This window comes from Xenorhabdus sp. PB61.4 (genome assembly GCF_963894935.1).
Lineage (GTDB): Bacteria > Pseudomonadota > Gammaproteobacteria > Enterobacterales > Enterobacteriaceae > Xenorhabdus > Xenorhabdus stockiae.
This window is the reverse complement of sequence record NZ_CAWQJR010000146.1, coordinates 1-21,544: the sequence shown is the minus strand read 5'-3', so window position 1 is coordinate 21,544 and position 21,544 is coordinate 1. Positions and strand designations below refer to the sequence as shown.

The window sequence follows — 21,544 nt, the reverse complement described above, 5'->3', positions numbered from 1 at the left end:
GAATAGAAGCGGCTTTACTGCCCATTGTTTTTTTACCCGTAAAGAATGAAAGGATTGAAACTGATAGCGGTATGCATGAAATGAATAAATTACAGCAATTAACGACATTTTTACGGGAAAATTTGCCAGAACTCACAGGTAAAACGGAATTTACCAGTGAAATGGGAGAAATCCGCTTTATTCAGGCTCAACGGGATTTGGGGTTGGGGCAATACCAGATGTTTATCCAAAAGTATAAGGCAGTGATTAAGTGGGAAAGCTTTCCTCACAGGGAATATGACCCCGGTTACATATCACTGCTAATCAATATCTGGCTGACAGAGCAACATGGTGAATTCAGGGAGAACAATCAGGAACAGGAATATCCGACCATGACTGTCAAAGTGAACGGCGAAACAGCGATTATTGTTGTGTCGTTATCACTGTCAGAGCCTGTGATTATACGTGAGGATAAAAACGGTATTGTCCCCTTTGATGGCAAACGCTGGCTGCTGACAACCCCTGAAATCTGGTTTGCTGAAAACGGTGTTGTTCATACACCGACATTAAGCGACTAAAACATAAATAAAGGAATAAATTATGTGGCCACATGTGCAGGTTAACCAGGTTAACCAATTGCAGGGCGAAACCAAGGAAATCGAACGAGTATTGCTCTTTGTTGGTACGGGAAAAACTAACACAGGCAAAACTATCGCAGTAAACACTCAAACGGATTTTGATTCCGTATTGGGTATGGCAGATTCTGCCCTGAAACGTAATGTACTGGCAGCGATGGCAAACGCAGGGCAAAACTGGTCCGGATACGTTCATATTTTGCCGGAATCGGCAGATGAGCTGGCTTTTGTTGAAGCCGTGACAGCATCACAACGTGTTGCCAGTATAGAAGGATATGTACTGACAATCGGGGCGAACAAAGCCATTATCAAGGCGGCTCAAACGTTGCGTGCAAACACCATCGCTAAGTTTGGTCGCTGGCAGTGGGCTATTCTGGCTGTTGAGGGAACACAGTCGAAAGAAGTCTGGCCGGATTATGTTGCGCGTCTGGCGGAACTGCAAAAGGGGGAAGCTGTATCATCAATCCAATTAGTACCGTCTTTGTGGGGAAATGAAGCGGGAGTATTGGCTGGCCGTTTGTGTAACCGCGCTGTTACTGTGGCAGACAGCCCGGCACGAGTTCAGACAGGGCCATTGATGGATTTGGGAACAACCGATTTTCCGCTTGATGGAACAGGAAAACCGATTGATTTGGCAACACTACAAGCATTGGAAAAGCTGCGTTTCAGTGTGCCGATGTGGTATCCCGATTACGATGGCATGTATTGGTCAGATGGCCGCACATTGGATGTGGAAGGCGGTGACTATCAGAGCATCGAAAATCTGCGGGTTGTGGATAAAGTTGCGCGTCGTGTACGTTTGCAGGCTATCGCTAAAATTGCTGATCGCAGCCTGAACAGTACACCGGGCAGCATCGCGACACATCAGGCGTATTTCGCCCGTACTTTACGTGAAATGTCCCGTAGTACGGAAATTAACGGTGTGACATTCCCGGGTGAAGTTAAATCACCTCAGGATGGTGACATTGTTATCACATGGCGCAATAGAAACACGGTTGAAATTTATATCACTATTCGCACTTATGAATGTCCGAAAGGGATCTCGGCGAGTTTGTTGCTGGATTTGGGAGGAAACTAAATGAGCCAGCGTATTTCCGGCCAGTCGGTCGATTTTAATATGGATGGTGATCTGGTTCATGCGGAAAAGGTCAACCTGTCTATCACTGACAATACTGCAGCAGCTCAGACTCAGGGCGTACCGGATGGTTATATTTCGGGTGATGTCACGGCTGAGGGTGAGATTGAACTCAGTACTAAGTATTTGGATATCGTGACTGCCAAAGCGCGTGCTGCCGGTTCATGGCGGGGAATTCAGCCTGTTGACCTGATGTGGTATGCCAAAGCGGGCCATGAGGAAATGAAGGTTGAAGCTTACGGTTGCAAACTGATTGTGAGCGATATTCTGGACGTTGACCCCAAAGGCGGCAGCGTAATGACACATAAAATTAAATTTGTTGTCACTTCACCGGACTTTGTACGTATTAATGGTATTCCATATCTGGAAGCAGAGCTAACCCGTAATCTGATCGGTTAAAAAAATTCACGGAAGGACATGGGGAATTTTTATTACATTAATGTAATAAGAAGACTCATTACATCAGCGACGATGTTTTTTTAATAATTTTATGAATCGATAAAATAAATAAGGAATTAAAAAATGAGTAAGGAAAATAAAATCATTACTTTGATGGTTGGTGGAAGTGAAATTAAATTTGAGCCAAATATTGTGGCTTATAATCACATGATTAATGATATGACAATGGACAATAAAATTGTACCTATTGTCACTTATTTGCGTCGTATTGTTCAGCCTGCTTTTAAATCTGTACTTGATGAATTTTTGCAAATTCCGGGCGCAGCAATGCAGCTGGTGGAAAAAGTAAACTCTGAATATGCACCAAAACTGGAAATCGAAATAAAAAACTAAATGCGCGAGTTAAGGCTATTGATAATAGCTTATTTGAACAGGCCTTAACTTTGCGTCGTCATTACTTACCAAATGAAAATGATAATACGGAAAGTTTAGCCCGTGCAATTTGGTTAGATAATCGATATTGGGAATATACACGAATTGCAACTGCAAATGGAATTGCATTGGCACTAAAAGGTGAGCCATGAGTCAGCTCGATTTTATATTAAGTCTCATCAATAGGATTACAGAGCCACTTGATAATTTAAAAAATACTATCTCTGGCGTTGCTGAAGAATCACAAAAAGCATTTGGGAAGATTTCCGCAGGTGGGCAGACAATAGCTGACTCTTTTTGGTCAACTCATAGCTTCCTTGAACCTGCTATACAAATGGATGAGGCGCTAAAAACAGCTTCATTACAGGGAATCGATAGCAGCGTTATGGCGAAAATTGCCAACGATTCTGTCACCTTTAGTTCTCAGTATGGTAAATCAGCCATCGATTTTGTGAATTCGGCGGCAGAAATTAACAAGGCAGTGCAGGGGCTGGAGCAAACGGAATTGCCCCAGATGACCAAAATTGCTAACACCACTGCTGTTGCCCTGAAAGCCAGTTCAACCGATGCAGCGAATTATATGGGGAAAATGTTTGCGCTTTTTTCTGACCATGCTCAATCGGTAGGCAATCTTCAGTTTGCTGAAGAGCTGTCGGGTAAAGCGGTTTTTATGGCGCAAACTTTCGGCACCAGTATGCCGGAAATGACGAAATTGTTGGAAGATGCCCGCAAAGCCGGAACAAACTTCGGCGTAGGGATTGATGAGCAATTGGCTGTGTTGGGACAATTACAGGAAACATTGGGAGGCGATGCCAGCCGTGCTTATGAGGCATTTTTATCGGTTGCCACGGATGGTGGAAAAAGTCTGGGATTAAGTTTTGTTAACGCATCCGGTCAGATGCTTTCCATGCCGGAGATACTGGCACAGTTACAGGCTAAATATGGCAGCAGTATTGAAGGTAATCTGAAAGCGCAAGCCGAAATTGAAGCCGCATTTGGTGACTCTGCGGTGGTAGTCAAAGCACTTTTCAATGATGTCGATGCGCTAAACAAAAATATGGCGGCACTGGGTGCAAATGATGGTATGGATCGTACCCGCGAAATGGCAGCACAGATGGCTGACCCGTGGGAGCGGTTACAGCAAATCTGGCAGAATCTGCATATCCTGATTGGTTCTGCATTGTTACCTGTTATCAAACCGCTAGTTAATTGGCTCGCTGATACCAGTCAGGTACTGGTTCGTTGGATGCAACTGTTTCCCAATATTGCACGCTGGGTTGGCTATATAACGCTTGCCATTATGAACTTTGCTGCTATTGGGGCGATGGCCAACATAGTAATGGGAGTATCCAAGCTTATTCTGATTGGCCTGCGAGGTGTCATGGCGGGTTTTACTTTGCTAATGCAACTGGGAACAGTGGCAGTATGGCTTTATAGAGCATCTATCTTTGCATGGAATATCGCGCTGAGAGTATTACAGGGCACATTACTGGTTATTCGTGGCGCAGCTATTTTGACCGGACTGGCATTTAGCTTTATGAGCTGGCCGATACTATTGCTTATTGCGGTTATCGCTGGATTGGTGTTTGCTGTTATTAAGTTTTGGCAGCCGATCAAGGCATTTATTAGTGGTTTTATACAGGGATTTAGCGAAGCCAGTGATTCACTCTCACCTTTATCATTTTTATTTGGTGCAATTGGTAGGGCAATTGGTTCTGTCTGGAATGCGGTGAAGGTTTTATTTAGTGTTTTTGGTGGATTGATTAGTTTGCTCTGGAATGGAATTAAAGGGCTATTTGGCTGGTTTGCTAAATTATTAGCACCGATTCAATATACCGATGAAGAGCTTAAAAATGTAACAGAGGCAGGAAGTGCTTTTGGTCGAGTTGTTGCCGGTGCTATTGGTTTGATCATGTTGCCTATTAATTTAATAAGTTATGCCATTGGTGGTTTAGCTGAATTATTTAGTTTCGTGTGTAAGTTAATTACTGGTGATTGGAATAGTCTGGGAGATCTTTTTAAAGAGTTTACCTTTGTAAAAGCCTTCTTAGATATGATCGATGGTATAAAAAATATTTTTAGCGGGTTTTTTGATTGGTTAAGTGAAACTTTTGGTGAGGAGATAAACTCGGTTATCAATACGCTTAACCATATTCCTTTCGTGAATATTGAAACTATTCCTATTGAAAAGAGTGTAACTGAGTCAACAACAGTAATGCCTAATATAGGTAATGATTCGCAAACTGTATTAACAGGCGGGAAAAAACTAGGCATCAATAGAAATGGCCTGATGAGTGAAGTCGCGAATAATTCACAGACTGTTAATGATAATAGCCGCCGTATTGAGAGTGTGACATTTAATGTCGCCAACAGCATGACACCAGATCAATTTACGGAATGGGAACAAGTGGTATATGGATGAGCCTAAATATATCGATTTATTAATTAATGAGCGAGATTTTACACTTAATTCAGGAAACGAACCGTATTTTTGTAATAACCGAGTTTCCATTGGGCAGGACTGTATTCACGCAATTATTGAAAGTGGCTTGGCAACCCAATTAATTGCTGAACGCAGCCCGACATTGCGAGCGGATATTCATACTCAGATAGTTATTCTGATTGAGAATGATGAACGGATTATTCCGGGCACCGTCAGCATTAATGAAGAATCACCGACCAAATTATGGATAACAGCAGAAACCTACGATTTTGGCCGTATTAATGTGAGTGTGGGACATGGAAACTAAACCAACCATTGATTATGAAAAGGTGCTGCGTGACAGCGGGATGCCGACCACGGAAGCCGACATCAGCAAAACCTTTGCCAGTGTGGTGGATGAAGCCGGGCTGGTCACTAACACCTCGCGTATGTCCCCGTTCTGGCGGCTGATTAACACGATTGTCACGCGCCCGGTGCTGTGGCTGAAAGACGCCTTAATCAATGTCACGCTGAAAAATATGTATCTGGCGAGCGCATCCGGTTCATGGCTGGATATGTTCGCCTGGGGCGTGAACCTGAAACGCAAACCTGCTTCGGCTGCACAAGGTGTTATTCGTTTTTATAAAGCAGCAGGGGCCTCTGCCGTGACCGTGCCCGCCGGAACGGTTATCCAGACTGAGCGCCTTAACGGTGAAATTTACCGGGTCAGCACCACGGAAAGTGTGGCGATTGCTGAAGGGGTCAGCAGTGCTTTACTGCCTGTCACAGCCGAAGTAGCAGGCGGGGCATTCAATCTGGCCCCCGGTTATTTTCGCATTCTGCCTGTGACCGTGTCCGGCATTGCACGGGTACAAAATGAAGAGGGCTGGCTGTTAACCCCCGGCGCGGATGCCGAATCCGATGACGATTTGCGCGACCGTTGCCGCAACCAATATAACCTCGTCGGTAACTATCATACCGATGCCGTTTACCGAGGCATGATTGCCGCGGTAGCGGGGTTAAGTATTGATCGCATCTTCTTTCTGCATGATGCGCCCCGTGGGGCAGGCACCGCCAATGCGTATCTGTTGCTGGATTCGGGCGTCACCAGTCAGCCGTTTATTGAGGCGGTGAACGATTACATCACCAATCAGGGCCATCACGGGCATGGTGATGATATGCAGTGCCTGCCCATGCCGGAAACCCAGCATGATTTAGCGGTCACGCTGTTTGTGGTCAGTCTGGCGAACTACAGCAACGAACAGATAGCCACCCTGAAACGGGATGTCGAGAACCTGATCCGCTGTGCCTTTCGGGAAAACAGCCAGTATCCGGTGAAAAAAACATGGCCCTACTCGCGTTTTTCTTTTTCCAACTTAGGGCGGGAAATCCACCGTGAATTCAGTGAGATTGAATCCCTGACGTTTTCACTGGGGGATATTCTCAGTGAGTTAAGTGTGCCCCGGCTGAAAACACTCTCCGTGGAGGTGAAAAATGTCTGAGTTTACGGAACGCCTTAAGCGGCTGGCCCTGCCCTCATGGATGGATAAGGGCGAACCTGCCAAATTACTGGGCGCAGCGCGGGTATTCTGGTCACAGGTTTACGGCTGGCTGACATGGCCACTGGCCCAACTGGACGCGGAAACCTGTACTGAGTCGCTGTTATCGGTGCTGGCCTATCAGCGGGATATCCAGCGTTTTAACGGTGAACCGTTGCCGCTGTTCCGAAAGCGCGTGAAGTATGCGTTTATCAATGCAAAAGATGCGGGCAGCATCGCCGGGTTTATTGCCATCTTTGAACGCCTCGGCGTGGGTTATGTGGAATTGCTGGAGCGCCAGCCGGACATTGACTGGGATGTGATTATTCTGCGCCTCAGTGACGGGCAGATAGCGGCCAATCCCGATTTGCTGATGAATATTATCCGTCAGTATGGTCGCACCTGCCGCCGTTATCGCTTTGAAGTGATCGCGAAAAACCCGTTGCTGATGCGGGTGGGCAATATCGGGGCAGATTATTGCACGTATGCCGCGGCTATTCCGACTCAGCCATTATTAATAAAAGTAGGGCATATCGCAGGCGTTGCCGTCTGTGACAGTGCCCGCCTCAAGGAAAGCAGTGCACCGAACGTGACCTACGGTGCATCATTATAAGGAAATTGTATGTCTTCAGTGATAACGACAGACTTTGAAAAATGGAAGGCTCAGCAAGTGGCCGCAAGCCAGCCGGTTGTTTTGGATGAATTTATCTTCGCCTATGTGCCGGGGTTAGATCCGGCTCAAGCTATCAGCCGCGATGAGAAATTGCCTGCGGAAAGTCAAATCGTCCACCGTCAGGCCGTCAATAAAACGGGACTCGCCAGTCAGAACGCCGTGGCTTACAGCGTCACACTGGGTACGGAAGTGGGCAATTTTGATTTTAACTGGATTGGCCTGATAAATAAGGCTTCCGGTGTCATTGGGATGATCACCCATGCTCCTACGCAGAAGAAAATCAAAACCGCCAATGGCTTGCAGGGCAATGTGTTAACCCGCTCTTTCTTGCTGGAGTTTGAAGGTGCTGCGACAGAAACCGCGATCACCACCACAGCGGAAACATGGCAGATTGATTTTACTGCCCGTTTGACGGGTATGGATGAAATGCAACGCCTGATTAATACCGACAGTTACGGTGAAGCCGCATTCTTCGATGATGGCTTTGCGGTGGTGCGTCAGGGCGAACAATATTTGGTGAAAAAAGGGCTGGCCTATGTTGGTGGGTTGCGTGGCGTGCTGGAATTTGACCAGACACTTAATAGCCTGCGCAATACCCGTGTGTATGCGGATTTTAGCTATCAGGGCAATCTGGTGAGTCAATGGCAAACGGTAGTGAAAATGACTGCTGAAAATGAGCTGAAAAACTATCTGGATGGGGCGGGCTATCCGCACTATGTGTTTGCGGTGGCGTGGGTTGATGGTGATGGGAATGTCACTGATTTGCGGAATAAAGGGTCATTGAATGACCGTCATATTGCGTCCTTAAATGGTGAGCTGAGCAGAGTTAAGCAGGATTATGCTACTAAACAAGCATTAAAAGACGGTTTAAACGAGAAGCAGCCAAAAGGCGATTATGCGACTAATCCTGCACTCAATGCCGTGAATGATAATGCTAATCGCCGTTTAGCGATGCACCTGAACGGGGCCGATATTTTTGATAAAAATGCGTTTATTGACAATCTTGGGCTGCGGGATACGGTGGACAGGGCGCATCATTCACTGGATACGCGGACGGGGGGCGGCATTAATGGCAATGTAACTGTGAAGCAATTGACTGCATCATCAGTAGCGTTAGGAAGCGGTAGCCTAGTAGCCGGCTCGCGAGATGCCGCCAGCTTCGAGGGGAATAATATTGAGATTCGTTCATGGTTTGGCGTGGGTTTTAAAACGACATGTGATAACAAAAACGATGTCACCTCAATTTATTTCAATACCCGCAATGGCGATATTGCTACTCAAGGGAGTATTTCGAGTCAGGGCGATATTACATCTCAGGGAAATCTTTCTGTTCAAAAAAACATCTCAGCAAAGGGAGTGATACGTGCTGATGATGGATTTGCTGCCGGAACGACATCCCTGACCCCGTGGGGCGATATTTATGGTTCTACGTGGGGTAATGGCTGGCTCAGTCATTGGTTGAACGCCACGTTTGCCCGAAAGAATTCTGGGGTATTCAATGGAAACGGTTGGTTTAAAGATGAGTCTACGGGACTGATTATACAGTGGGGAACTGAACCAGAAAGTAACAGGAACTTCAATTTCCCTCATATGTTTTCTGAAGCCTGCTTTGTTGTATTAGTCACTAATTCAACTTCACAGGGGGAACGTATAGATAATGCGTTTGGTCATCCCATCAATAATTCGCAGTTCTTCGCGGCCACAAAACGGGAAGATGGCGTGATTAACGGCTTTCCGATCAGCTGGCTGGCTATTGGGAGATAATTATGATTGATGATAGCGTTATGAAAAAAAATAAAAAATCAGATAATGGCTGGTTTTATAGTGCCTCTAAAAATGGATTTGTCTACAAATCTTACGATGAATTCGATAATTATCCTGATGATTTTAAACCCATCAGTGATGCGTTATATCAGAAAATGTTTACTGGGCAGAAGAACGGAAAATTAATTGTGGCGGGTGTTGATGGATTACCCACATTGAAAGATATTCCGTCTCCAACCTCGGATGAATTACAAAAACAAGCCGAGTTTGAAAAGCGGCGATTGTTAAAGAAAGCGGCTGAGCGTATTGGTATCTGTCAAGACGCGTTTGATTTGGGGATTGCGACAGAGAAAGAGCAAGCCGCACTGACGCAGTGGCGATTTTACAGGGTATTACTCAATCGGATTGATTGTTCAGCGGCCCCCGATATTCACTGGCCGGAGCAACCCGAATAATGCACTGGCAGCGTAAATCCCTGCAACTGTCCCCGGACTTATCGGGGCTGTCGGCTGCCATTGTGCCCGTTCATCCGTTTATTTACGGTATCGGGCAACAGACCGACAGTGGCAGTTACTTAAGCCCGACCAATGCCATTGACACACTGGCGACTAAACTCACGGGCGCAGGCCATATCAACAGCCTGATACTGATGGTCTGCGCCAAAACCCACGCGGAATTTATGCAGCACCTCACGCAGTTTTCAGCCGTGTTGCCGCTGCCTGCCTTTGCGCAGGTCACACGGATGGCAAAGACGGCGGAAAGTCTGGCAACAACCAAAATGCAATTGCCGGGCAAGCTGGGTGGCGGGTTACCGCTGCCGCAACCGCTATCCACCGCAACCAGCCGTCAGGCAGTCAATGCACAATTGATAGCTCAAGCCAAAGCACAGGCCAGCACGGGCAGCAGTATTGCCGGATTGAAATCCCAGCTAACGGCGTTGACCGCCGCCCGGCAATCTGCACTGCAGCACGTCACCGAGGCCATGAGCGGACTGGCGGGAAAATCCGCCACGGTCTGGGCGTTCGCCGGGAAAGGGAACGGTGCACATGTGGCAGAAAAATTACGTAAAAATATCCCCGAACCGGACGCCGTGTACACACTGGCCGTGTTGTTTGCCGGAAACGATCTTCGCTCATTAGAAAGGATGCTACACCATGAGCCAAATTATCACCTTCGCCCTTGATGGCGAGGCCATACCGTTAAAAAGCCTGACCGTCACGCCCTCGGTGATGTTTCAGGATCAAGACCAGAGCGGCCAGTCTTCCAGTACCGCCGTGGCTGAACAGGGCATCAAGCCGAAAGAGCTGCGTATTACGGGTATTATTCCCTTTACCGAGCAGAAAACCCTGTCACGCCTGTTTGCGCTGGCGGAAGCCAAAGATAATGGCAACCTGAAACGCTACCGGGTTGCCAATTTGACGGCACAGGCTATTAATTTTCGTATTGGTACGTTTACGGGTACGATTGATGCCAGCAAAGTGGACGGTAAACAGGCCTGGCAGGTCACGTTTACCTTGCGCGAGCATTTATCGGTCGCGGAGAAACGCGATTCCCGTGCCACCGGTTCCATTCAGGCGAAAAAACAGACCGGACAGGGCGGCGCGAAAGCCGGGGAAGACCCCGACAAATTAAGCTGGTTTGAACGCGAGGTCTTAAAACCGATTAATGACGGCATCGGAGGCGCAAGCGAATGAAACCCATCCAGCGACTCTACTTATCCGGCGATGAGGTGCATGTGGTGGATGCCAATCTGATGCTGGAACTGTCATCCTGTGGCCGGGGCTTTATCACGGCCGAAACCACCACCGATTACACCGGGAAACTGGTGCGCCTTGATGTGGGTTATCCAGATTTGGTGCTGCGCTGGTTTACGGGCTATGTGGAACGCTCACAGCCTGCCCAGAACGGCTATCAGCGCCTGTTTGTGCGTGAACTGGTCGGCGTGTTTGATAAAGCGTGGCCATGTTCGTTTCAGCACCCGACGTTACGCCAGATAGTCGACTGGTTGCAAGAACACAGTGGCCTAACGTTCACCCTACCGGATGCCCCTTATACGGATGAACCCATCCCGCACTATACCCATAACGGCACCGGCTACCAGCTACTGGGCAGTCTGGGGCAGCTTTTTGCTATTGACGATTATCTCTGGCACCAGCTGCCGGATGGTTCGGTGTATCTGGGCAGTTGGGCGCATTCGATGTTTGCCCAAAAGCCTGTCGACATTCCGAATGAATTCAGCCAGAGCCAGTCGGCAGGCAATGCCATGACCATTCCGATGATCCAATCCCTGCGCCCCGGTTTTGTGGTCAATCAGCAGCGGCTGACCAAGGTCAATCTGTTGAATGAGAACATGAGCATCACATGGCAGCCGAAAGGCCAGACGGAGAATAAAACCCCCGCCCAGCGCCAGATTGATGCGGCTTACCCTGAACTCTCCGCCGGATTACACTTACCCAAACTGGCCCGGATTGAAGCCCACACCGAAAACACCATCAGCGGTGATATATCTGACCCGTTCCGCCCGCGTTATGCCGTCGATGTGCAATTACTGGATGCTGACGGCAAAGATGCGGCTGCCCCGGTTTATCGTGCCGTTCCACTGCCGTTGCCGATGGCGGGCAGTGAATCGGGGATGTTTCAGTATCCACCTATTGGCACCGTGGTTGAAATCGCGTTTGAAGGCGGGCGACCCGATAAGCCCTTTATCCGCCAGACCTTAAGTCAGGGCAATACCCTGCCGGATATCAAGCCCGGTGAGCAGTTGCAGCAGCAGCGGGCGGAAGTCTCGCAGCGCGTGACACAGGAAGGGAGCTGGATACGCCAGACTGACCAGACCATTAACGAATCGTCCATGCACCGTGAAATTAAGGCCGACACCGAAACCCGCACCGTGGTGGCCCGTGATACCACCATTCAGGCCACAGATAAAACGCTGGTGTTAGGCACATCCACCTTATTGGCGGGTGCAGTGCAGCAGGTGGCTGAGGGGGATTACAGTCTGGCCACATCCAGTCACTATCTTGCCAGTGTGGGAAAAAATGCCAGTATCGACGTGGGCCAAACACTGATAGAGAAAATCGGCTTGTTGAAACAGAGCATCGCAGGCGTTAAACAGGAAATCGTCGCACCGGTGGTCTGGGTAGGTAGCCCACAAATTAACGTCATGACGTTGATGTTAGAGACACTGGATGTGGTGAAAGAACTGGCGGAACTGACCGCTGCGCATACCCATCACAATACAGGCACCCCGCAGAACGCCAGCGCCATCAGGGGCACCGCTCATAAATCGGATGGACTGAAACAGAAGTATTCGCCCGTGATTGGGTGAATAGCGTTTATTTGTGTGAGATCCTCTACGCCATACCATAGGTTGATATTTTATGCTATAGGTATTAGACTGGTTACGTCAGTTGTGGAATGCCGCGCTGTGACTGAGGCTACCAACTTCAGTAATAGCACAAACATACTCCATCATGTATGGATAAAACAAAAAAGCCAACCTCACCAGTTGGCTTTTTTGTTTTATCTACTTATCACTTGAATTGATTGAATCATTTGAAAATGAATTTATAATTCATAATTGTTAGTTGAGTTTGCGCAATGACCGCCGCTAAAAAGCATCTGATATGGAAAAGGAATTCAGCGTTTCGTAGGTTTTACGGAATGTATCAAAGCCCTGGCTGAAACAGGTGGTACTGCTTCAGTGCCTCGGTCAGAGCGCGGCATTCCACAACTGACGTGACGGAAACCAACCGGACAGGCAGCGTAAAGGCAATGGCTGGTTTAGTCGTGCTCCTGCTCATAGGAGCGAACGGATGAAAGAGGTTATTAACACCACTATCATCGTTCTCAAAGCGATAATTGCGCTTTTAGAGCTGATCCGTACATTTCTAAAATAGAATAACGGAAACGTAGATAAGGCCATCGGGTTAACCACCCGGTGGCCTTTAACATTTCTAGCGCACTCTCAATAAAACACCACCAGATGCATACAGCGCCGTTCACTTCTCAATTTACTCCTCGCTAGGGTTCATTTGGATCTGCGTTCCTATGCTGCTCCCATGTCGCATAATTCCCACGAAATAAACGTCAACCTGACGTAAAACGCACTACACCGCACCCGCCTGCACGTTTTGGATCAAAAAATTATTTCAGTTTTAAAATCCTACAAAGGGAATCGCCAGAGCGCACCATAACTGGCGGTGTGGAAGAAATCCCAAACTGAAAGAATTGAAAAGATTTTCAGGAAATTTCAGTTTTTGGATCAAAGATGGATCGCGGAGAAGAATTCAATACAATGATATTAAAGAGAAAATTGTATTTTACGTGGGAGGTTAGATCACGGTGGCAAGCTAGCGAACATTTTAGAATAGAGTAGCCATGCGGTTTTGTGCTGATAAGGAAACTGAAATCAATTGAATCGGTAAAGATATTTTCCGTGGTAGAAATTTTTTCCGGTTTGGTTTGCTTGGTTGAAAAATAATCTTGCTTTATATGTCAGCGAACGTGGCGCAGGGACACTAAATTTTTCTCAGGGGACAAAAAAGGGACATCGACTGATACGCATAAAAAAACCACTCGTGTTTGAGTGGTCTATCTTGCTTATTTCACAGCTTAAATTTGGTGGCCCCTGCTGGACTTGAACCAGCGACCAAGCGATTATGAGTCGCCTGCTCTAACCACTGAGCTAAGGGGCCAGTGAAGTGGGGAGATTATACGGTACTGTGTGGCATTAGGTCTAGCCCCGAAAATTCATATGCGCGTTTTATATACAGAAATAAGTATCTTTTAACTGATTTAAACTATTTTTAAGCGCCATCAACTATTTTTTAGTGATATCGACAGTCTTTTTGATTAATTTCTCTGGTCATTTACTGACTTTTGATTATTGTTTGAACATGAAATTTTATCGGTCATGTTCTGTGTTTTCTGTAATTTCAGAACATATCGGTATTTCCCTATAAAAATATTTTTGTGACTCAACAATATGAGCCTATATAACTTATCAAATTCGGTTTTGTCCCATCGTAAACTGGAAGATTACTTTTTTTCATCAATCAGCCAAATATATCGGCATATTGGACCTGGTATCAGTATCTATGTAACTGGTGTTGCAACTGATTCATTAAATTTTTTACAGGTGGTTGATGAAAATGATCAGATAGCAGAGGAGCTGAAAGCAGGGATTCAGTTAATGAACGAGCAATCTGATGTACCTTTTCTGATTGTTGCTGTACAGCCCAGTCATCAGGTTTTAGCGGTTATTGAACAGGCCGGGTTTGTGTTTGATCCTGATAGTATCACAACGGTTATGAAGCTTGATTTAATCAACTGGCAGATGAAGAATGAGTATTGCACTGAGTATGAAATCAGGTGTGTTGATCATCGTTTGTCTGATTGGATTCTTCCGGTTAAAAGTGCATTTGAGACTGGTGATGCTATCTCCGGGCAGTATATGAAATGCCATCAGGCTGCGTTAATTGCCGGGAAATGCTTGCAACATTACGCCCTCTATGTCGATGAACAGCCAGTTTGTGCTTTAACCCTATCAAGGCTTGATAATATTGTCCGTCTTGATGATATCAGTACAGTAAGGGAAAAAATGGGGCGAGGATATGCTTCAGCATTGATTAACTATGTACTGAGTGAAGCTAGGAAAAAAAACGCAACAGCTTGCTATCTGGAAGCTTCCCGTAAGGGAAATAGTGTGTATCGTCGCATTGGTTTTAAGTCGCTATTTGAATGTCAGGCCTTTGTTCGTGAAAGCTAAAAAGCTCGTGAGCAATAAAAAAGCGCCTGTCGAAACAGGCGCTTTTCAGACTTAACAGTAAATATTTTGATTAGTCATCAAGGAAGCTACGTAATACTTCCGAACGGCTTGGATGACGCAGTTTGCGCAGAGCTTTCGCCTCGATCTGACGGATACGCTCGCGGGTTACGTCAAACTGTTTACCAACTTCTTCCAGTGTGTGGTCGGTGTTCATATCGATACCAAAACGCATACGCAGGACTTTCGCTTCACGCGCCGTTAATCCTGCCAGCACATCGTGGGTTGCTGAACGCAGGCTTTCTGAAGTTGCAGAATCCAGCGGCAGTTCCAGCGTAGTATCTTCAATGAAATCACCCAGATGCGAATCTTCATCATCACCAACTGGCGTTTCCATGGAAATTGGCTCTTTGGCGATTTTCAGCACCTTGCGGATTTTGTCTTCCGGCATCAGCATGCGTTCTGCCAGCTCTTCCGGTGATGGCTCACGCCCCATTTCCTGTAGCATCTGACGAGAAATACGATTAAGTTTGTTAATCGTTTCAATCATATGTACAGGAATACGGATAGTGCGCGCCTGATCGGCGATAGAACGGGTAATCGCCTGACGGATCCACCAAGTTGCATAAGTTGAGAACTTATAACCACGGCGATATTCGAATTTATCAACCGCTTTCATCAGGCCGATATTACCTTCCTGAATTAAATCAAGGAATTGCAGACCACGGTTGGTATATTTCTTGGCAATTGAAATAACCAGACGTAAGTTAGCTTCAACCATTTCCTTCTTCGCACGGCGGGCTTTTGCTTCACCAATTGACATGCGACGGTTGATATCTTTAACTTGATCAATTGTCAGGCCAGTTTCTTCTTCAATCTGACGCAGTTTTTGCAGACTGCGCATGATTTCTTCTTCAACTTCCGGCAGTTTATCAGACCAAGGCTTGTTCATTGCTTTTGCAGCCGTGAACCATGTCTCAGTTGTTTCGTTACCGGAAAACAGAGTGATGAAGTTTTTCTTCGGCATTTTGCACTGCTCAACACACATCTTCATGATTTGACGCTCTTGAAGACGTACACGATCCATCATGGAACGCATGTTGTTGACCAGATAATCAAACTGCTTTGGCACCAGACGGAACTGTTTGAATACCTCGGACAGCATCAAAATTTCAGCGGCAGTGCTTGGATGGCTGCGACCGTGGCTTTTTATTGACTGACGGGTAACTTCATATTGCTCACGCAATTCCATGAATTTTTGGCGAGCCAGCTCCGGATCGATGCTGTTATCATCGTCACTGTCAGTATCATCTTCACCGTCTTCATCTTCATCATCGTCATCGTCAAGCTCTTCCTGAGGAAGTTCAGAGCCAATGTGAGTAGCTGTCGGTGCAAGATCTTCTTCTGCGTTAGGATCAACAAATCCTGTAATCAGATCAGACAGGCGGCTTTCACCTGCTTCAACATGGTCATACTGTTCTAGCAGATAGGTAATAGCTTCAGGATATTCGGCAACGGAGCACTGTACTTGGTTGATGCCATCTTCAATGCGTTTCGCAATGTCAATTTCACCTTCACGAGTCAGTAGTTCAACTGTACCCATTTCACGCATGTACATGCGAACCGGGTCGGTAGTACGACCGATTTCTGACTCGACACTGGATAACACTTGCGCAGCTGCTTCTGCCGCATCTTCATCGGTGTCGTTCGTGTTTTCTGCCAACATGAGGTCATCGGCATCAGGTGCCTCTTCCATTACCTGGATGCCCATGTCATTGATCATTTGGATGATATCTTCTATCTGATCAGAATCGACGATATCTTCCGGCAGATGGTCATTGACCTCAGCATAGGTCAGATAGCCTTGCTCCTTACCTCGGGTGACAAGTAGCTTCAGCTGTGACTGCGGGTTTTGCTCCATAAGACAGTATCCACACTTCAGAGTATTGGTTGGTGTCAGTCGGCGAAACAAATATGCCAACAATAACATTCAGGGGGCATTTCGTTGTATTGCCACTGCCCTCAATAGCGGCAATTGTAGGGCTATCTCCCTACCTCATTCGGCACTTAAGCCGTAAATTCTGGATTCATTTTTTAGCGCTGGATTCAGAAATCAGCCAGACTTCTTTACGTTCTTCCGGTGTCAGACCTTCAGTTCTTTCTTTAGCTACCAAAAAGTTAAAACGTTCTTCCAACGCTGATGCAAAAAGATGATTTAATGCATCACTAAACGTTTTTTCAGCAATTTCTTCTACTTGTATATCGTTCCATGCGGCGAGTTTTTCAAGCTGTTTTGCGTACTTATTATCGCGATATTGCTCCAAAAGTTGACCGGTTGTTAACCCCGGCTGAGCAAGGCATGTGTCGACAAGCTCCATAAATAGCGGTAATCCCGCTACCTGAGCAGAAAACATTCCCTGTAATGAAGGGACTAATGTCGCTAAATGCGGGTTCTGCACCAGTAATGCGATGAGTATGCGCATTGTCGTTGGTTTCAGTTTTAGCGCCTGATATGTATTGGTATCTTTTTTGACAAGTTTTGCCAGAGATCGTTCCAATTGTGTAGTATCAGGTATGCCCAGCAGTTTTCCAAGCTCCTTTAGCAGGTAAAGCCGCAATGCTTCGCCCGGAATCTGGCTAATCAGTGGCATCGCAAGTGAATTAAGCTTAGTTGCCCCTTCCGGAGTACTTAAATCAACCTGTAACAATAGTGAATCAAACAGAAATTCAGACAGAGTCAGTGCCTTTTCCATTCTCTGTTCAAATACTTCTCGCCCTTCTTTGCGTACTAGTGAATCTGGATCTTCGCCATCAGGCAAGAACATAAAACGTAATTGCCGGCCATCATTCAGATAAGGCAATGCTGTTTCCAGCGTCCTCCATGCGGCAGTACGGCCTGCACGGTCTCCATCGTAACAACAGATTACACTATCGGTTGTCCGGAAAAGTAGCTGAACGTGTTCGGCTGTCGTAGATGTCCCTAACGAGGCTACAGCATAATCAATGCCAAACTGAGCCAGTGCGACGACATCCATATAACCTTCAACCACCAATAACCGAGAAAGGGTATTGTGGCTTTGCTGTGCCTCATAAAGACCATACAACTGGCGGCCTTTATGGAAAATTTCCGTTTCCGGTGAGTTCAGATACTTGGGAAGTGCATCCCCCAATACTCTGCCACCAAATGCAATGACACGGCTCCTGCGATCACGAATAGGGAACATAATACGTTCACGGAAACGGTCATAAGTGCGGCCGTTATCATTCGTGACCAGCATCCCCGCGTCGCTTAACTGATTGCGGTCTTCGCTATTATGGGCAAACTGCTTCAGGACATTATCCCACCCCGCAGGGGCGAAGCCGATCGCAAAACGCTGAATAACTTCTTCACTGAGCCCACGTCTGTTCAGATATTGCCGGGCTGCCTGTCCGTTTGGTGTCGTCAGTGAACGTTGATAGAAACTGTTTAGCTTATCCATCAACTGATAAAGATTTTGCCGTTGGTGACGTTCGATGTGCCCGCCGCCTGAGCCTGCTTCGTAAGGGACTTCCAGCCCGTGCATTGTAGCCAGTTCTTCAATGGATTCGACAAAATCTAACCTGTCATAATTCATTAAGAAATCGATGGCGTTACCGTGGGCTCCACAACCGAAGCAATGATAAAACTGTTTGTCGCCATTAACAGTAAATGAAGGGGTTTTCTCATTATGAAAAGGACAACACGCCTGATGGTTTTTACCTTTCTTTTTGAGAGGCACTCTGACATCAATTAGATCAATGATATCGGTTCTTGCTAACAAGTCATTGATAAATGCGCGTGGAATTCGTCCAGCCATAAGCCCTTTTACGCCTGTTGATGAACGAGAATAAGCCGCGCTTTCTCAGAGAAAGCACGGCCTTTAACTGCAGTAGTTTGTTAAAACAAACACTTTGCGGGCAGGCCGCAAAGATTAGTACAAACGAGTGCGACGTGCGTTTTCACGAGCCAGCTTTTTAGCATGGCGCTTAACCGCAGATGCTTTAGCGCGTTTGCGTTCAGTCGTTGGTTTTTCATAGAACTCACGACGACGAACTTCTGCTAATACGCCTGCTTTTTCGCAAGAACGCTTGAAGCGACGCAGAGCTACGTCAAATGGCTCGTTTTCACGTACTTTAATTACTGGCATGTGCCTCTCACCTCAATAGAAATCGGGTTTGTCGCTGGCGTGATAGTGCCAGCCGTCTTTAAAATGGTGCGGAATTTTACTTCAATGAACACGGCTTTGTAAAGGGCCGTGGAAAATTGAAACACACAACGTCGCGGGTTATAGGTTGCCTTTTTGTACGCAAAACAAGCAATCTGAGCCGACGTTATTAACTTAACCACACTGGATATTCAAGTAGGGGACTGATTATAGACTAAACAGAGCAAAGAGTCAGCATGTAAATGGAATCTATTGTCTGTCATTGAGTTAAACATGTATAGCCGAAAACTATAGGGTCTTCTGAATATTGGTTGTAAACAGATGTGGTAATAAATAGATAGTGATACACTGGCCTTTGCTTTAACTACCGTGACGAGATAACAAGTACAATGCGAGTTTTAGGTATAGAAACGTCCTGCGATGAAACTGGAATCGCAATTTATGATGACAAATCCGGCCTGCTAGCCAATCAATTGTACAGTCAGGTAAAACTACATGCCGATTATGGTGGAGTTGTGCCTGAGCTGGCATCCCGTGATCATATCCGTAAAACAGTTCCTCTTATTCAGGCGGCGTTGAAAGAAGCGGGTCTGACAAGTAAAGATATTGATGCTGTTGCTTACACCGCAGGCCCCGGTTTAGTGGGAGCGTTGATGGTTGGAGCGACTATTGGTCGTTCACTGGCTTTTGCATGGGATGTCCCCGCTATTCCTGTTCACCATATGGAAGGGCATTTATTAGCGCCCATGCTGGAAGAGAATAAACCTGAATTTCCTTTTGTCGCTTTACTGGTTTCCGGTGGTCATACTCAGCTTATTAGCGTGACAGGTATTGGCAAGTATACTCTGCTTGGTGAGTCGATTGATGATGCGGCTGGTGAAGCTTTCGATAAGACAGCAAAATTACTGGGTCTGGATTACCCTGGAGGCCCTGTTCTTTCTCGTATAGCACAGCAAGGTAAAGCAGGGCGTTTTGTTTTCCCTCGTCCAATGACTGATCGTCCGGGGTTAGATTTCAGCTTTTCTGGTTTGAAAACATTTGCAGCGAATACGATTCGCAATCATATCGCGGGCTGTGATGTTGAACAGGATGAACAGACCAGAGCAGATATTGCTCACGCATTTGAAGAGGCTGTTGTTGATACTCTGGTAATAAAATGTAAACGGGCATTGGAACAGACTGGCTTCAAACGGCTGGTTATGGCGGGAGGAGTGAGTGCAAACCGGACATTGCGTATCAGAATGCAAAATATAGCGGAAAAATTGCACGGTGAAGTTTTTTACGCCCGTCCTGAATTTTGTACTGATAACGGGGCAATGATCGCATTTGCTGGAATGATCCGTTTGGCAAGTGGAACAAAGAACAATTTAGGCGTTACTGTGAAAGCGCGCTGGCCTTTATCTGAGCTTCCTTCATTATAATATAAGCCAATACCTTTAAGGGATAACGGTCTTTAAAAAATTATCTGACTCAACAAGATAGAGACCAGCAGAACGAAAGTACTTATTAAGTCATAAAGTAATAAGGCGCTATTCAGGATTAAATGATATTTAGCTCTGAATAGCGCTTTGTTTCTACAAAAGTGAATAAAGGCTAAAGCACTAGCACTCATTTTTTCTTAAAACCGATACCCTACACCGACATTAAATCCATTGATAAAGTTGTTTACTCCCTCGTTACGCGATCCTCTGGGAGCATGTTTTGACCTAGTAACTTCATAGGCAAGATAAACACTAAAGTTTTTCACTGGATTAATTTCAATCCCTGCACCATAAGCAAGCTCATTAGTCTTCAGCGTTTCATCAGAGGTCGGTAAAATATCAAAACCACCAGAAGCAGCTGGATTAGCTCCACCAGTACCCACAGACCCATCATTAGTATCTACGGAGATTTTATGTGCGCTATTTGTTACATGAGCAATACCAATTAGGCTATAAATACTCAGATAATCATTGATGCGATAGGCAGGGCCTACCATTAGGGAAAAGTATTTTGACTTAAACGCTACGGGTTGCTCAAATAGTGTGTTTTGATGAGCTTCAGATGTAGGGTTTGTATATTTTACGACTTGGTTTGTGTTACCCCTCATGTGAGTGAAAGTACCTATAATACTGACTGGCGAGTCCCATTCATAACGATAATGAATATTCACCCCATCAAGATAGGTATTAGCGGGCGTTGATATTTGACTATTTGAATATCCTATGCCGAAAGTCTGAGTATCAGCCTTGGCTAATGAACCATATATAAAGAAGGGCATTGCCAGAGTTATTATAAGTGCTTTTTTTGTTACCATGAGTATATACCTTTAATGTTTATTATCTGAGTCAAGTATAGATGATTTATAAAATAAACAAGTAAAAACTCATGGTTGTATAATTAATATTAACTTATATTTAATTCATGAAATGTATAAAGCATATCGATTTTTGCTGTTTGAATGTTTTACAGATAATTACGTTGTATATTATTCAATTTGATTTAGGTGCAGTGAAAATAAAGATGTATAATTTCTGAATTATATCATGTTTATTTAAAATGATTACACATGTTGGTTATTTATTTAAATTAATAAAAGTATATATCATTTTTCAAAAACCATTCACTTTATTACTC

Annotated in this window: 21 protein-coding genes and 1 tRNA gene; 17 read left to right on the top strand and 5 right to left on the bottom strand. The window is 45.8% G+C overall.

Annotated features, from left to right (window positions below):
- The first annotated feature begins 80 nt into the window (after positions 1–80).
- The 15 genes from AACX68_RS08115 to dinQ all read left to right on the top strand — a co-directional run bounded on the left by AACX68_RS08115 (position 81) and on the right by dinQ (position 12,876).
- On the top strand, positions 81–557 hold the full coding sequence (locus AACX68_RS08115) for a phage tail protein (protein ID WP_339389310.1): 477 nt from the start codon (positions 81–83) through the stop codon (positions 555–557).
- A gap of 19 nt (positions 558–576) precedes the next feature.
- A complete protein-coding gene (locus AACX68_RS08110) occupies positions 577–1,692 on the top strand; it encodes a DUF2586 domain-containing protein (protein ID WP_228858808.1) in 1,116 nt (371 codons plus the stop codon).
- Positions 1,693–2,148 (top strand): DUF2597 family protein, encoded by a 456-nt coding sequence (locus AACX68_RS08105; protein WP_099125687.1) that lies wholly within the window; start codon positions 1,693–1,695, stop codon positions 2,146–2,148. It abuts the gene before it with no gap.
- 123 nt (positions 2,149–2,271) lie between these two features.
- Positions 2,272–2,541: a putative phage tail assembly chaperone gene (locus AACX68_RS08100; RefSeq protein WP_228858786.1), complete on the top strand. Its 270-nt coding sequence runs from the start codon at positions 2,272–2,274 to the stop codon at positions 2,539–2,541.
- A gap of 50 nt (positions 2,542–2,591) precedes the next feature.
- Positions 2,592–2,732, top strand: coding sequence for a DUF6890 family protein (locus tag AACX68_RS20170; RefSeq protein ID WP_426577977.1), 141 nt, complete (start codon positions 2,592–2,594; stop codon positions 2,730–2,732).
- Positions 2,729–5,002: a phage tail tape measure protein gene (locus AACX68_RS08095; RefSeq protein ID WP_228858785.1), complete on the top strand. Its 2,274-nt coding sequence runs from the start codon at positions 2,729–2,731 to the stop codon at positions 5,000–5,002. Before AACX68_RS20170 ends, AACX68_RS08095 begins: the two co-directional genes overlap by 4 nt.
- Positions 4,995–5,330 carry a DUF2590 family protein gene (locus AACX68_RS08090; RefSeq protein ID WP_228858784.1) on the top strand — a complete coding sequence of 112 codons (336 nt, stop codon included), beginning with the start codon at positions 4,995–4,997 and terminating at the stop codon, positions 5,328–5,330. Before AACX68_RS08095 ends, AACX68_RS08090 begins: the two co-directional genes overlap by 8 nt.
- On the top strand, positions 5,320–6,504 hold the full coding sequence (locus AACX68_RS08085) for a baseplate J/gp47 family protein (RefSeq protein WP_228858783.1): 1,185 nt from the start codon (positions 5,320–5,322) through the stop codon (positions 6,502–6,504). Before AACX68_RS08090 ends, AACX68_RS08085 begins: the two co-directional genes overlap by 11 nt.
- Positions 6,497–7,153, top strand: coding sequence for a phage tail protein (locus tag AACX68_RS08080; RefSeq protein ID WP_228858782.1), 657 nt, complete (start codon positions 6,497–6,499; stop codon positions 7,151–7,153). The genes AACX68_RS08085 and AACX68_RS08080 overlap by 8 nt, the downstream gene beginning before the upstream one ends.
- A 9-nt stretch (positions 7,154–7,162) precedes the next feature.
- Complete coding sequence (locus AACX68_RS08075) at positions 7,163–8,977, top strand: phage tail-collar fiber domain-containing protein (RefSeq protein WP_228858781.1); 1,815 nt, start codon at positions 7,163–7,165, stop codon at positions 8,975–8,977.
- 2 nt (positions 8,978–8,979) lie between these two features.
- Positions 8,980–9,432: a tail fiber assembly protein gene (locus tag AACX68_RS08070; RefSeq protein WP_228858780.1), complete on the top strand. Its 453-nt coding sequence runs from the start codon at positions 8,980–8,982 to the stop codon at positions 9,430–9,432.
- Complete coding sequence (locus tag AACX68_RS08065; protein ID WP_228858779.1) at positions 9,432–10,160, top strand: hypothetical protein; 729 nt, start codon at positions 9,432–9,434, stop codon at positions 10,158–10,160. The genes AACX68_RS08070 and AACX68_RS08065 overlap by 1 nt, the downstream gene beginning before the upstream one ends.
- A complete protein-coding gene (locus tag AACX68_RS08060; RefSeq protein ID WP_228858778.1) occupies positions 10,132–10,671 on the top strand; it encodes a baseplate complex protein in 540 nt (179 codons plus the stop codon). Before AACX68_RS08065 ends, AACX68_RS08060 begins: the two co-directional genes overlap by 29 nt.
- Positions 10,668–12,305 carry a phage baseplate assembly protein V gene (locus tag AACX68_RS08055; protein WP_228858777.1) on the top strand — a complete coding sequence of 546 codons (1,638 nt, stop codon included), beginning with the start codon at positions 10,668–10,670 and terminating at the stop codon, positions 12,303–12,305. The genes AACX68_RS08060 and AACX68_RS08055 overlap by 4 nt, the downstream gene beginning before the upstream one ends.
- A gap of 487 nt (positions 12,306–12,792) precedes the next feature.
- Positions 12,793–12,876 (top strand): damage-inducible type I toxin DinQ, encoded by an 84-nt coding sequence (gene dinQ, locus AACX68_RS20165; RefSeq protein WP_370630284.1) that lies wholly within the window; start codon positions 12,793–12,795, stop codon positions 12,874–12,876.
- A 722-nt stretch (positions 12,877–13,598) separates the two neighbouring features.
- On the opposite strand, the gene AACX68_RS08050 is transcribed toward dinQ, so the two are convergent.
- Positions 13,599–13,674, bottom strand: a tRNA-Ile gene (locus AACX68_RS08050).
- A 290-nt stretch (positions 13,675–13,964) separates the two neighbouring features.
- Between AACX68_RS08050 and AACX68_RS08045 the strand changes: the two genes are divergently transcribed.
- Entirely contained in the window at positions 13,965–14,747 is a 783-nt protein-coding gene (locus AACX68_RS08045) for a GNAT family N-acetyltransferase (RefSeq protein ID WP_228858776.1), read from the top strand.
- Between the two features lie 70 nt (positions 14,748–14,817).
- Here the strand turns inward: AACX68_RS08045 and rpoD are convergent, their stop codons facing one another.
- The 3 genes from rpoD to rpsU form a co-directional block, all read right to left on the bottom strand.
- Entirely contained in the window at positions 14,818–16,665 is a 1,848-nt protein-coding gene (rpoD, locus tag AACX68_RS08040; RefSeq protein WP_099123224.1) for an RNA polymerase sigma factor RpoD, read from the bottom strand.
- Between the two features lie 166 nt (positions 16,666–16,831).
- The gene (dnaG, locus tag AACX68_RS08035; protein ID WP_228858775.1) at positions 16,832–18,580 is read right to left on the bottom strand and encodes a DNA primase; all 1,749 of its coding nucleotides are present in this window, start codon (positions 18,578–18,580) and stop codon (positions 16,832–16,834) included.
- 114 nt (positions 18,581–18,694) lie between these two features.
- Positions 18,695–18,910 carry a 30S ribosomal protein S21 gene (rpsU, locus tag AACX68_RS08030; RefSeq protein ID WP_001144069.1) on the bottom strand — a complete coding sequence of 72 codons (216 nt, stop codon included), beginning with the start codon at positions 18,908–18,910 and terminating at the stop codon, positions 18,695–18,697.
- Positions 18,911–19,317: 407 nt separating this feature from the next.
- Between rpsU and tsaD the strand changes: the two genes are divergently transcribed.
- Positions 19,318–20,349: a tRNA (adenosine(37)-N6)-threonylcarbamoyltransferase complex transferase subunit TsaD gene (tsaD, locus tag AACX68_RS08025; RefSeq protein ID WP_228858774.1), complete on the top strand. Its 1,032-nt coding sequence runs from the start codon at positions 19,318–19,320 to the stop codon at positions 20,347–20,349.
- Positions 20,350–20,546: 197 nt separating this feature from the next.
- Here the strand turns inward: tsaD and AACX68_RS08020 are convergent, their stop codons facing one another.
- Positions 20,547–21,224 (bottom strand): Ail/Lom family outer membrane beta-barrel protein, encoded by a 678-nt coding sequence (locus AACX68_RS08020; RefSeq protein ID WP_228858773.1) that lies wholly within the window; start codon positions 21,222–21,224, stop codon positions 20,547–20,549.
- Between the last annotated feature and the right edge of the window lie 320 nt (positions 21,225–21,544).

Excerpts from the sequence above, each read along its gene's own strand:
- AACX68_RS08115 (WP_339389310.1), top strand. The coding sequence starts at position 81 with ATGAATAAATTACAGCAATTAACGACATTTTTACGGGAAAATTTGCCA.
- AACX68_RS08105 (WP_099125687.1), top strand. The coding sequence starts at position 1,693 with ATGAGCCAGCGTATTTCCGGCCAGTCGGTCGATTTTAATATGGATGGT.
- AACX68_RS08100 (WP_228858786.1), top strand. The coding sequence starts at position 2,272 with ATGAGTAAGGAAAATAAAATCATTACTTTGATGGTTGGTGGAAGTGAA.
- AACX68_RS08095 (WP_228858785.1), top strand. The coding sequence starts at position 2,729 with ATGAGTCAGCTCGATTTTATATTAAGTCTCATCAATAGGATTACAGAG.
- AACX68_RS08090 (WP_228858784.1), top strand. The coding sequence starts at position 4,995 with ATGGATGAGCCTAAATATATCGATTTATTAATTAATGAGCGAGATTTT.
- AACX68_RS08085 (WP_228858783.1), top strand. The coding sequence starts at position 5,320 with ATGGAAACTAAACCAACCATTGATTATGAAAAGGTGCTGCGTGACAGC.
- AACX68_RS08080 (WP_228858782.1), top strand. The coding sequence starts at position 6,497 with ATGTCTGAGTTTACGGAACGCCTTAAGCGGCTGGCCCTGCCCTCATGG.
- AACX68_RS08075 (WP_228858781.1), top strand. The coding sequence starts at position 7,163 with ATGTCTTCAGTGATAACGACAGACTTTGAAAAATGGAAGGCTCAGCAA.
- AACX68_RS08070 (WP_228858780.1), top strand. The coding sequence starts at position 8,980 with ATGATTGATGATAGCGTTATGAAAAAAAATAAAAAATCAGATAATGGC.
- AACX68_RS08065 (WP_228858779.1), top strand. The coding sequence starts at position 9,432 with ATGCACTGGCAGCGTAAATCCCTGCAACTGTCCCCGGACTTATCGGGG.
- AACX68_RS08060 (WP_228858778.1), top strand. The coding sequence starts at position 10,132 with ATGAGCCAAATTATCACCTTCGCCCTTGATGGCGAGGCCATACCGTTA.
- AACX68_RS08055 (WP_228858777.1), top strand. The coding sequence starts at position 10,668 with ATGAAACCCATCCAGCGACTCTACTTATCCGGCGATGAGGTGCATGTG.
- dinQ (WP_370630284.1), top strand. The coding sequence starts at position 12,793 with ATGAAAGAGGTTATTAACACCACTATCATCGTTCTCAAAGCGATAATT.
- AACX68_RS08045 (WP_228858776.1), top strand. The coding sequence starts at position 13,965 with ATGAGCCTATATAACTTATCAAATTCGGTTTTGTCCCATCGTAAACTG.
- rpoD (WP_099123224.1), bottom strand. The coding sequence starts at position 16,665 with ATGGAGCAAAACCCGCAGTCACAGCTGAAGCTACTTGTCACCCGAGGT.
- dnaG (WP_228858775.1), bottom strand. The coding sequence starts at position 18,580 with ATGGCTGGACGAATTCCACGCGCATTTATCAATGACTTGTTAGCAAGA.
- rpsU (WP_001144069.1), bottom strand. The coding sequence starts at position 18,910 with ATGCCAGTAATTAAAGTACGTGAAAACGAGCCATTTGACGTAGCTCTG.
- tsaD (WP_228858774.1), top strand. The coding sequence starts at position 19,318 with ATGCGAGTTTTAGGTATAGAAACGTCCTGCGATGAAACTGGAATCGCA.
- AACX68_RS08020 (WP_228858773.1), bottom strand. The coding sequence starts at position 21,224 with ATGGTAACAAAAAAAGCACTTATAATAACTCTGGCAATGCCCTTCTTT.